Source organism: Arthrobacter sp. NPDC055585, from assembly GCF_053619115.1.
The window spans coordinates 148,529-158,538 of the sequence record NZ_JBSHIT010000010.1 but is presented as its reverse complement, the minus strand read 5'-3'; the positions used below and the strand labels follow the sequence as shown (position 1 = coordinate 158,538).

Annotated in this window: 9 protein-coding genes; 2 read left to right on the top strand and 7 right to left on the bottom strand. The window is 65.9% G+C overall.

Annotated features, from left to right (window positions below; all coding sequences use genetic code 11):
• Positions 1-72: 72 nt before the first annotated feature.
• The 4 genes from ndk to ileS are packed head-to-tail and all read right to left on the bottom strand — an operon-like array spanning position 73 to position 5,680.
• On the bottom strand, positions 73-492 hold the full coding sequence (gene ndk, locus ACWGQ2_RS16285; RefSeq protein ID WP_452019108.1) for a nucleoside-diphosphate kinase: 420 nt from the start codon (positions 490-492) through the stop codon (positions 73-75).
• Between the two features lie 52 nt (positions 493-544).
• Complete coding sequence (locus ACWGQ2_RS16280; protein WP_452019106.1) at positions 545-1,003, bottom strand: DUF4233 domain-containing protein; 459 nt, start codon at positions 1,001-1,003, stop codon at positions 545-547.
• Positions 1,004-1,007: 4 nt separating this feature from the next.
• Positions 1,008-2,387, bottom strand: a complete 1,380-nt coding sequence (locus ACWGQ2_RS16275) for a bifunctional folylpolyglutamate synthase/dihydrofolate synthase (protein ID WP_452019104.1) — start codon at positions 2,385-2,387, stop codon at positions 1,008-1,010.
• A complete protein-coding gene (gene ileS, locus ACWGQ2_RS16270) occupies positions 2,387-5,680 on the bottom strand; it encodes an isoleucine--tRNA ligase (protein ID WP_452019102.1) in 3,294 nt (1,097 codons plus the stop codon). Before ileS ends, ACWGQ2_RS16275 begins: the two co-directional genes overlap by 1 nt.
• 526 nt (positions 5,681-6,206) lie before the next feature.
• Here ileS and ACWGQ2_RS16265 point away from each other — a divergent pair.
• Complete coding sequence (locus ACWGQ2_RS16265) at positions 6,207-7,013, top strand: amidase family protein (RefSeq protein ID WP_452019100.1); 807 nt, start codon at positions 6,207-6,209, stop codon at positions 7,011-7,013.
• A gap of 118 nt (positions 7,014-7,131) precedes the next feature.
• On the opposite strand, the gene ACWGQ2_RS16260 is transcribed toward ACWGQ2_RS16265, so the two are convergent.
• Together ACWGQ2_RS16260 and ACWGQ2_RS16255 are read right to left on the bottom strand one after the other, a co-directional pair.
• The gene (locus tag ACWGQ2_RS16260; RefSeq protein WP_452019098.1) at positions 7,132-7,875 is read right to left on the bottom strand and encodes an SDR family oxidoreductase; all 744 of its coding nucleotides are present in this window, start codon (positions 7,873-7,875) and stop codon (positions 7,132-7,134) included.
• A 228-nt stretch (positions 7,876-8,103) separates the two neighbouring features.
• Entirely contained in the window at positions 8,104-8,916 is an 813-nt protein-coding gene (locus tag ACWGQ2_RS16255) for an endonuclease domain-containing protein (RefSeq protein WP_452019096.1), read from the bottom strand.
• A 294-nt stretch (positions 8,917-9,210) separates the two neighbouring features.
• Here ACWGQ2_RS16255 and ACWGQ2_RS16250 point away from each other — a divergent pair, with 294 nt between their 5' ends.
• Entirely contained in the window at positions 9,211-9,654 is a 444-nt protein-coding gene (locus tag ACWGQ2_RS16250; protein ID WP_452019094.1) for a PGPGW domain-containing protein, read from the top strand.
• Here the strand turns inward: ACWGQ2_RS16250 and ACWGQ2_RS16245 are convergent.
• Positions 9,627-9,995: a DUF488 domain-containing protein gene (locus tag ACWGQ2_RS16245; RefSeq protein WP_452019092.1), complete on the bottom strand. Its 369-nt coding sequence runs from the start codon at positions 9,993-9,995 to the stop codon at positions 9,627-9,629. The two genes, ACWGQ2_RS16250 and ACWGQ2_RS16245, sit on opposite strands and share 28 nt — an antisense overlap.
• Positions 9,996-10,010: the final 15 nt, after the last annotated feature.

Genomic DNA, 10,010 nt, shown 5'->3' with positions numbered 1-10,010 from the left:
TGGTTATGAACTGCCGGCCGGCACCCGTGGCGGGTGCCGGCCTCCTGTGTGGACCTGGTGCGAAACGGGTCCTTACTTGCCGAACCAGATTCCGATTTCGCGTTCTGCGGACTCGGGGGAATCCGAGCCGTGGACGAGGTTCTGCTGGACCTTGGTGCCCCAGTCACGGCCAAAGTCGCCGCGGATGGTTCCCGGAGCCGCGGTGGTGGGCTCGGTTGCTCCGGCCAGGGACCGGAAGCCCTCAATGACACGCTGGCCCTCGAAGACGGCGGCAACAATGGGGCCGCTGAGCATGAACTCAACAAGCGGCTCATAGAACGGCTTGCCGACGTGCTCTGCGTAGTGCTCCTCGAGCAGCTCGCGGGAGGCATCCATCTTCTTGAGTTCAGCCAGGGTGTAACCCTTGGCTTCAATGCGGGCCAGGATGGCGCCGGTCAGGTTCCGCTTGACGCCGTCGGGCTTGATCAGGACGAGTGTGCGCTCGGTGCTCACGCTTGGTTTCTCCTTGGAGGTTGGTGTGATGCGAAATCAGCTGCTCATAAGCCTAGCTGGTGGCTTCACCGGATTCGGTACCGGCCGGATGGGCAGCGTCCCACTCCGCCTGTTCCTTGTCCCGCTGGCGGTTTTCCTTATCCAGGCGCGCTCCGGCGCGCAGACCGTACCACCAGGTTCCGGCGAAGAGCGCTCCTACCAGGAACATCATCGGTTCCAGGAAACCGGTGGCGATGATGGCCAGCTGCAGCACCCAGCCGATCCACGGACCGGCCGGCTTGGACAGGAAGGCGCACGCGGCCACGAGGGCAGCAGCCAGGACAATACCGCCGGCCAGAATGGCGACGGGTGCCACGCGGTCCCGCTGCAGGCCAAAGACCGCCAGGGTTCCGAAGAGCACCACAAAGGCTTCCAGGCTCAGGACGGTGGATGCGAACATCACGCGGATGGACCGGCGCTTCTTGGGCATGCCCGGGCGCCACTCGCGCTGGGCCTTGGTCATTCGTGCCATGTGCTTACTTTCCTAGAAGGGTGCGCGCTTCCGCGACCACCGTGATGGAGCCAATCACCAGGACGCCGCCGGCGAGGTCATTGTTTTCCTCTGCCTTGGCCACGGCCCACTCGATGGCGTCATCGAGGGCCGGTTCAACCTGGATGTCCTCGTCTGCGAATCCGGCGTCCACCGCGTCCTGGACCAGTTCGTCCGCCGGAATGGCGCGCGGTGAGCTGGATTGGGTGAGGCAGATGCCGGAGACAGTATCGCCAAGCACTTCGCGCAGTTCGGTCAGGATGCCCACGGCGTCCTTCTCGCCGAGGATGCCCACCACCAGCACCAGGGAGGAGAGGTTGAAGGATTCAAGCACGGCCTGGGCGCTTGCCTTCGCGCCGGCCGGGTTGTGCGCGGCATCCACGATGATTGTCGGGGCCGTGCGGACCACTTCCAGCCGTCCCGGCGAGGTGACGGTCTGGAAACCGGTGCGCAGCAGTTCCACGTCCAGTTCCTTGGCGCCGCCGCCGATGAAGGCTTCCAGGGCCGCGACGGCGACGGCTGCGTTCTGTGCCTGGTGCTCGCCGTGCAGCGGAACCAGCAGGTCCTCGTAGCGGCCGGCGAGTCCGTTCACCGTCACCATTTGGCCGCCGACGGCCATGGTGCGGGACTCCACGCCGAATTCGATGCCTTCGAAGCGGAACGGCACCCCGGCCTCGTTGGCTTTCTCCAGCAGTACCTGCGCGGCTTCCACCGGCTGTGCGGCGCTGACCAGGAACCCGTTTTCCTTGATGATTCCGGCTTTCTCCAGGGCGATGTCTGCGACGTCGTCCCCCAGCAGCTCGGTGTGGTCCAGGGAAATCGGGGTCACCACGGAGACGGTTCCGTCCCCAACGTTGGTGGCGTCGGTAATCCCGCCCAGCCCCACTTCGATCACGGCAACGTCCACCGGCTCGTCGGCGAAGACCGCAAAGGCGAGGATCGTCACGCACTCGAAGTAGGTCAGGCGCGGCTCGCCCGCGGCGTCCAGTTCGGCGTCGACCATTGCCAGGTAGGGGCGGATTTCGTCCCAGATCCGTACAAAGGTCTCATCCGCGACCGGTTCGCCGTCGATGCTGATCCGCTCGGTCACCTTGCTCAGGTGCGGGCTGGTGTAACGGCCGGTGCGCAGCCCGTAGGCGCGCAGGCCGCCCTCGATCAGCCGCGCCGTCGAGGTTTTGCCGTTGGTGCCGGTGATGTGGATGATCGGGAACGCCTTGTTGGGCTCGCCCAGGATCTCCATGGCCCGGAACAGCGGAGCCATGCGTGGTTCCATCTTGTTTTCCGGGGCGCGGCTGAGCAGTTCGGCGTACACGCTCTCGACTGAGAAGCCGTCGATGGAGCCTGAGGGGCTGTCTTGGGTGGACATCAGATCTTCTCCACGGTCACGGTGAATGAGTCGTTCTTGTCTCCGGAGCCCTCGACCACCAGCTCCCCGGTCAGGGTTTCGGCCTTGACCAGGTCTGCGTTGGCTTCCAGCGCTGCTGCGCTCTCCGACGCGGTAACCACCGTGGTGCGGATGCGGTCACTGATGTGCAGGTCGGCGTCGCGGCGGGCCTGCTGGATGGCGCGGATGGCATCGCGTGCGGTACCTTCTGCCGCCAGTTCCGGAGTGACCTCGGTGTTCAGGACCAGGAAGCCGCCGCCGGGCAGGACTGCCACGGCCTTGGAGGACTCTCCTTCACCGGACTCAACCACGGTCTCCAGGGTGTATTCGTGCGGCTCCAGGGCCAGGCCGCCGGCAGTAACCGTTCCGTCTTCAGCCACGGACCAGTCCCCCGACTTTGAGGCCTTGATGGCAGTCTGCACGTTCTTGCCAAGGCGCGGACCGGCTGCCCGGGCGTTGACGACGAGCTTCTGCGTGATCCCGAACTCGGCGGGATCGGCGGAACCGGCGTCCACGAGGCGGACGGACTTCAGGTTCAGCTCATCGGCAATGATCGCCGCGAAGTGGCCTTCGAGCGCCTCGGCGTCCGGTGCCACCACCGTCATCTCGGACAGCGGCAGGCGCACGCGGAGATTGGCGGCCTTGCGCAGCGAGGAACCCACGGACGCAATCTTCCGGGTCAGGTCCATGCGGGCCACCAGGTCCGGGTCCCGCGGGAACGCACCGGCTTCGGGCCAGTCGGTCAGGTGCACGGACCGTCCGCCGGTGAGGCCGCGCCAGATTTCTTCGCTGACCAGGGGCAGCAGCGGGGCTGCGACCCGGCAGAGCGCCTCGAGGCAGGTGTAAAGCACGTCGAAGGCCTGGGTGTCTTCGTCAAAGAACCGGGTGCGGCTGCGGCGGACGTACCAGTTGGTCAGCGTGTCCATGTAGGCGCGCAGCATCTCGCAGGCGACAGAGACGTCGTAGGTGTCCAGCGCCGTCGTCATGTTCCTGATGAGGTCGCCGGTGGCGGCCAGCATGTAGGTGTCCAGCGGCTCGGTGGACTCGTGGCGCAGGGTTGCCTCGTAGCCGGCGCCGTTGTTGGCGGCGTTGGTGTAGAGGGTAAAGAAGTGCCACACGTTCCACAGCGGCAGGATGACCTGCCGGACGCCGTCGCGGATGCCCTGTTCGGTGACGATCAGGTTGCCGCCGCGCAGGATCGGCGAGGCCATCAGGAACCAGCGCATGGCGTCGGAGCCGTCGCGGTCCAGGACCTCGGAGACGTCCGGGTAGTTCTGCAGCGACTTGGACATCTTCTGCCCGTCGGAACCGAGCACGATTCCGTGGCTGATCACGTTGCGGAACGCCGGCCGGTCAAAGAGTGCCGTGGCCAGGATGTGCAGCGTGTAGAACCAGCCGCGGGTCTGGCCGATGTACTCCACGATGAAGTCGCCCGGGTTGTGGTGCTCGAACCAGTCGGCGTTCTCATGCGGGTAGTGCACCTGGGCGTAGGGCATCGAGCCGGAATCGAACCAGACATCCAGCACGTCCTCCACGCGGCGCATGGTGGACTTGCCGGTGGGATCATCCGGGTTGGGGCGGGTCAGCTCATCGATGAACGGACGGTGCAGGTCCGGCTGGCCTTCCTTGTTCAGCGGCAGGCGGCCGAAGTCCGCTTCCAGTTCCGCCAGGGAACCGTAGACGTCGGTGCGCGGGTAGTTGGGATCGTCCGAAACCCAAACCGGGATGGGGCTGCCCCAGTACCGGTTGCGGCTGATCGACCAGTCGCGGGCGTTTTCGAGCCACTTGCCGAACTGCCCGTCCTTGACGTTCTCCGGGATCCAGTTGATCTCCTGGTTCAGTTCGATCATGCGGTCCTTGATCTTGGTGACCTCCACGAACCAGGAGGAGACCGCCTTGTAGATCAGCGGGTTCCGGCAGCGCCAGCAGTGCGGGTAGGAGTGCTCGTAGCTGGCCTGGCGCAGCAGTCGGCCCTCTGCCTTCAGCTCGCGGGTGATCGGCTTGTTCGCGTCGAAGACCTGCAGTCCGGCGATTTCGGACAGCGGTCCCTCACCGAACATGGGCAGGAACTTGCCGCCCTCGTCCACGGAGAGGATCACCGGGATGCCGTTGGCTTCGCAGACCTTCTGGTCATCTTCGCCGTAGGCCGGTGCCTGGTGCACAATGCCGGTGCCGTCGGTGGTGGTGACGTAGTCGGCCACAACGAAGCGCCAGGCGTTTTCGGTGCCCCACTTCTCGGCGTCGGCGTAGTAGTCCCAGAGCGGAACGTAGCGCAGGCCCTCGAGTTCCTTGCCGGAATGCACGGAGGTGATAGCAGCGCGCGCGGCGTCGGCGTCGTCGTAGCCCAGGTCCTTGGCGTAGGAGGCAACCAGGTCCTCGGCCAGCAGGAAGCGGTCTCCCCCGGCAGTTCCCTGATCCAGCGCAGTGCCGTTCGGGCCGGCAGGCACGACGGCGTAGCGGACCTCAGGCCCGACGGCGAGGGCCATGTTGGTGGGCAGGGTCCACGGCGTGGTGGTCCAGGCGATGGCCTGAACGCCTTCGAGTTCGGCGGAGAGTACGTTGTCTCCGGCGATGATCGGGAAGGTCACGGTGACCGTCTGGTCCTGGCGCATCTTGTAGACGTCGTCGTCCATGCGCAGCTCGTGGTTGGAGAGCGGGGTTTCGTCCTTCCAGCAGTACGGGAGCACCCGGAAGCCGCTGTAGGTCAGGCCCTTTTCGTGCAGGGTCTTGAAGGCCCAGATGACCGACTCCATGTACTCGACGTTCAGAGTCTTGTAGTCGTTTTCGAAGTCCACCCAGCGGGCCTGGCGGGTGACGTAGTCCTGCCACTCGCCGGCGTACTTCATGACCGAGGCACGGCAGGCATCGTTGAACTTGTCGATGCCCATCTTCTCGATCTGGACCTTGTCGCTCATGCCCAGCTGCTTCATGGCCTCAAGTTCGGCGGGCAGACCGTGGGTGTCCCAGCCGAAGCGGCGCTCGACGCGGTGTCCGCGCTGGGTCTGGTAGCGCGCAACCAGGTCCTTGACGTAGCCGGTGAGGAGGTGGCCGTAGTGCGGCAGGCCGTTGGCGAAGGGCGGGCCGTCGTAGAAGACGAACTCGTTGGAGCCGTCCTGCCCAGCGGGCCGAGCGTCGATGGAGGCCTGGAAGGTGCCGTCCTGGTCCCAGTACTTCAGGACCCGTTCTTCGATTTCGGGGAACCTGGGTGAGGACGCTGCAGCTTCGGCGGCATCGCCGGTGGAGGCCTTGGGGTAGATCTGTGGCATATTCGTCATCCTGATAGCGGCAAGTGAATCTGGCTGTAAAAACAGGATGCAAGGGCGAACTTACCCGCCCGGCGCGAACGCCGGGGGTGAAGCCGCGGTACCACCTCGCTTGCCGCCGTCGTGCGCCCAATCCTGCTGGATGCGCGCCGGCTGCCGCTCATTGACTGCTGTGACGGGCTTACCCGTCCGGTTCTACTGGGCGCCTGTGTCCTGGCGGTGCAGGGGCGCTGTTCTTCCGGAAGCTCACCGGTGATGGCCGGGTCAAAGCTGCTTGGGCCAGTTTAGGCCACGGCCGGGGCGGATGTCGAAGCCCCGGCCGGCGGGTGCCCGGCTGTTGCTGCTGTTCAGGGTAAATCAACCTGATCTGCCACAGATTTCGCGCACTCCGGCCACCGCGGCCGCTATTGGGCCTACTTGCTGCCATTGAGCCTACTTTTGATACAGCGGGCCAGAGCTGATCCAGTCCCGCAGTTCCGGGTTCATCCGGGGGCCTCGAGGATGTGCCGGCCCTAGAGCGGTTCGATTGTTTGCGGACGTGATCGCTACCGTCGTGCAGCGCTACAAGGCTGCGGGCATGGTGGTGGTGGGTATGACCAACGCGCCGGAGTTCGGCAAAACCACCACCACCGAGCCGCTCCTGTACGGCCCGTGCCACAACCCCTGGAACACCGAGTACTCCACGGGCGGATCCAGCGGCGGTTCAGCGGCGTCCGTGGCCTCGGGCATGGTTCCGGCGGCGCACGGCACGGACGGCGGCGGGTCCATCCGGATTCCTTCCGCCATGTGCGGGCTGGTAGGCCTCAAGCCGAGCCGGGGCCGGGTACCGGCGTGGCCGAATCCCATCGCGCTGGCCTCACCCGTGACGTACCACCACGCGCTGACGACGACTGTTCGTGACAGCGCCGCCCTGCTCGACGCCGTCGCCGTCGCCGTCCACCATCCGGGCGATTCCTTCGGCGCGCCCACTCCGCCGCGCCCGTTCCTGGAGGAGGTGGGCGCTGACGCCGGCCTGTGGATCGGGCTGATCCGGATCGCACCGGGCCCGTTCCCCACCGACGCCGCCTGCACGGCCGCCGCCGACCATGCCGCCGCACGGCTTGGGGACCTGGGGCACGATGTGCGCGAGGTCGAGCTGGGCCTGGCGCAGATCAACGACCGCCTCGCCGCGCTGGGGCCCTGGCCGAGGACGACATCGAGCCGTGGACCCGGGCGATCTTGGACAGCGCAGGGATCAACAAAGCCTCCGACCTCGCCAAGGCTCTGCACACGGCACAGCGCACCGGCTGGCGGGTCGCCGAGCAGTTCGGGCCCGGCGGCAGCTGATGGCCGACCTTGCGCGTGAGGATCTCCTGCTGCGGCTGGCCGGCCAGCTCGAGGCGGCGGCGCCGTGGCAGCGGGTAGCCACCGGTTACCAGGGCTGGTGACACAGCCCTGGTAACCGGCCTCTTCCGGGCGGCTTTCTAGCGGCGGATCACTTTGTGCTGCGCGGCCTGCGCCACGGGGCGGATGACGACCTGGTCCAGGTTGACGTGGTGCGGGGCGTTCAGGGCGTAGGCCATAACGTCCGCCACGTCGTCGGCGGTGAGCGGCTTTTCGACGCCGGCGTAGATCTTCTCCGCAGCCGCCGCGTCCCCGAGCCGGTTCAGGGAGAACTCCTCCGTCTTGACCATGCCCGGCAGGATCTCGATGACCCGCACGTTGTGTTCAGCTTCTTCGAGGCGCAGCGCCTGGGTCATGGCTTCCTCGCCGGCCTTCGCGGCGCAGTAGCCGGCTCCGCCTTCGTACGCTGCGAGCGCCGCAGTGGAGGTCAGCATCAGGATGGACCCCTCACCGTTTTCCCGCAGTGCCGGCAAAAAGGCCTGCGTGACGTTGAGCGCTCCGAGCACGTTGACGTTGTACATCCGTACCCAGTCTTCGGGGTTTCCGGTTGCCACCGGGTCCATGCCGAACGCGCCGCCGGCGTTGTTCACGATGGCGTCCACTCCTCCGTCGGCCAGCACCTCGCGGGCCATGGCCTCCACGGACCGGCGGTCGGTGACGTCGCAGGCAATGATCCGGGCCCCGGTTTCCTCCGCGAGCGCGCGGAGCCGGTCTTCCCGGCGGGCTACGGCGACTACGTCCCAGCCTGTCTTCCGCAGGGCGCGGACTGCTGCCGCACCGATTCCCGAGCTTGCTCCGGTCACAACTACGCGCTTGTTCGTCATGACCGCTACCCTAGCGAACTGCTCCCCGGTTGGCCCGGCTGCGCGTCGTGCTGTGTCGCTGCTTGTCGTGCAGTGTCGCTGCTTGAGGTTGTCGGGAGGGTTGCGGACTGCCGGCTGGACGTGTGGTGTGCACAGTTTCCCAGCCCCCGTGTCTCATGTGGTGGTTGGGGTCCCATCTGTTGCCATCCGCAACAGCGGCTGGGAATCCGCGCGTCGCTCGAGGCAGTTTCAGCCTTCAGCGAGTGCAACACGAACAAGACGGATGAATTCTTGCGGGTTGCGCAGGACAAGTTCGGCGGTGATGCGCAGGGTTATGAAGCCCAGGGCAATGGCCCGGTTCCATCGGCCTCTGTCGTTTCGGTACTGTGCCCTGCTGCTGTGGAACTCATATCCGTCGATTTCCACGATGAGTCTGTCTGCGACCAGAAAGTCAACGCGCCCCACCCCCTCCACCAACACCTCCCTCTGAGCTGGAAGCCCCGCAGACCACAGATGGTAACGGGCACACACTTCGAGCGGGGACGCTGTCTTCCGGCTCATTCCTTCCAGTAGTGCGCGGACTCGCCAATCCTGCGGCCGGGTGAAGGTTCGGATAGGGGCCTGCTTGGAGACGGCGTTGCGGACAAGTGCCGACTCGGCAATCACCAGAGCCTCCAGCTGCGGCAGACATCGGAATGCATCCAGGACTATGGCCGACGGCGAACTCACCAGTTTCGCCGCTGATCGTTTACCCCGGTGCAGGCGTACTCCAGGAACGCAAAGCGGTTTATCTGCCCGCACATGGAGGATGTCGGATGGAGTCAAGACCCACCAACCCTGCAGCGCTGCAGCGGATACGCACGTAAGGGAGGCTCCCACTGCAGCAGCAGACACGAGTTCGGCCGGTGCATCTTCAAGCCGGTAATACCCCCGCCCGCTGCGCTGCAGAACTCCGCCCCGCTCAGCAGCTGCAACTTTCGTGCGGCCGAACCCATTGGCTGCGAGCGCCCCGGTGCTGATCACTCCGTAATGGGCCCGGCAGACCGCCTCAATTGCGTGCATCGTCCCAGTTTCGATGGCGGTGCTGGCGCATGTGTTGTCCGCAGCCGCATCAGTGGAAGCCTGAGCCGCTCGGGACCGCGGTGCCGAGCTGTGCAGGGACGGATGACGCAGGCACCCGGCGTCCTGCGCACGGATTCCCACCGCTCGTTATCCATGTGCACCAGTGGGACCACATGCGTCCCACCAGTAACGACGGGAGGGAAACTGTGCACGCCAGCGCTTATCCCGCGCAGTTTGCCCCACGGACCAGCCCACAGGTGTCCTCCCGGCCGGACGTTATGCAAAGCTTGAGGCATGCCGCGCGCCGACCGAATCCCAGCATGGGTCCGCCGTACCGGCATTGAGGTGGCAGGCTGGACCCTCATCGTGCTTGGAGCTGCCGCCCTGGTGCTGCCCGGCCCCGGTCTGCTGATGCTCGTTGCCGGACTGGCGATCCTCTCCCTGCGCTACGCGTGGGCCGACCGCTGGCTTCATCCGGTAAAGGTCCAGGCCTACCGCGCCGCCGAGCAGGGTGTGCAGTCATGGATCCGGATCGCCATCGCGCTCACCAGCGCCCTGACCCTGATTGCCGCCGGCATCACCTGGGGCCTGTGGCGCACGGTTCCGGCGTGGTGGCCGTTCGAAAAGGACTGGTGGCTTCCGGGCGGATGGACCACCGGCAGCGCGCTTATCCTCTCCGGCTGCATAGCCATCGCCCTGATCTGCTACAGCTACGTGAGGTTCCGGCCCAGCAGGTAATCCCGCAGCACTACTGCCTCGTTCTCCTGCTCGTTGCGGGCGCCGAAAAGAAGCACAGTGTCCGGCCGGGCAGCGCACTGGGCAGCGAAATCAGTCACGGCCCCGTTGTCTTCCAGCTCGTGGACGTAGCGCTCGGTGAAGCCTTCCCAGCGCTCCGGCCGGTGCCCGAACCACTCGCGCAGCTCGGTACTGGGTGCTGCTTCCTTGAACCATTCGTCCAGCTCAGCACGCGCTTTGGACACCCCGCGGGGCCAGAGCCTGTCCACCAGCACCCGGAAGCCGCCGTCGGGCGCTTCGTAGATTCGCCGAACACGGATCTGGGACGCATCGATTCCAGCCATGTACCGGATGGTAGG

Bases quoted from the DNA above. Each gene is read 5' to 3' on its own strand.
- ACWGQ2_RS16280 (WP_452019106.1), bottom strand. From the start codon at position 1,003: ATGGCACGAATGACCAAGGCCCAGCGCGAGTGGCGCCCGGGCATGCCC.
- ACWGQ2_RS16275 (WP_452019104.1), bottom strand. From the start codon at position 2,387: ATGTCCACCCAAGACAGCCCCTCAGGCTCCATCGACGGCTTCTCAGTC.
- ileS (WP_452019102.1), bottom strand. From the start codon at position 5,680: ATGACGAATATGCCACAGATCTACCCCAAGGCCTCCACCGGCGATGCC.
- ACWGQ2_RS16260 (WP_452019098.1), bottom strand. From the start codon at position 7,875: ATGACGAACAAGCGCGTAGTTGTGACCGGAGCAAGCTCGGGAATCGGT.
- ACWGQ2_RS16255 (WP_452019096.1), bottom strand. From the start codon at position 8,916: ATGCACGCAATTGAGGCGGTCTGCCGGGCCCATTACGGAGTGATCAGC.
- ACWGQ2_RS16250 (WP_452019094.1), top strand. From the start codon at position 9,211: ATGCCGCGCGCCGACCGAATCCCAGCATGGGTCCGCCGTACCGGCATT.
- ACWGQ2_RS16245 (WP_452019092.1), bottom strand. From the start codon at position 9,995: ATGGCTGGAATCGATGCGTCCCAGATCCGTGTTCGGCGAATCTACGAA.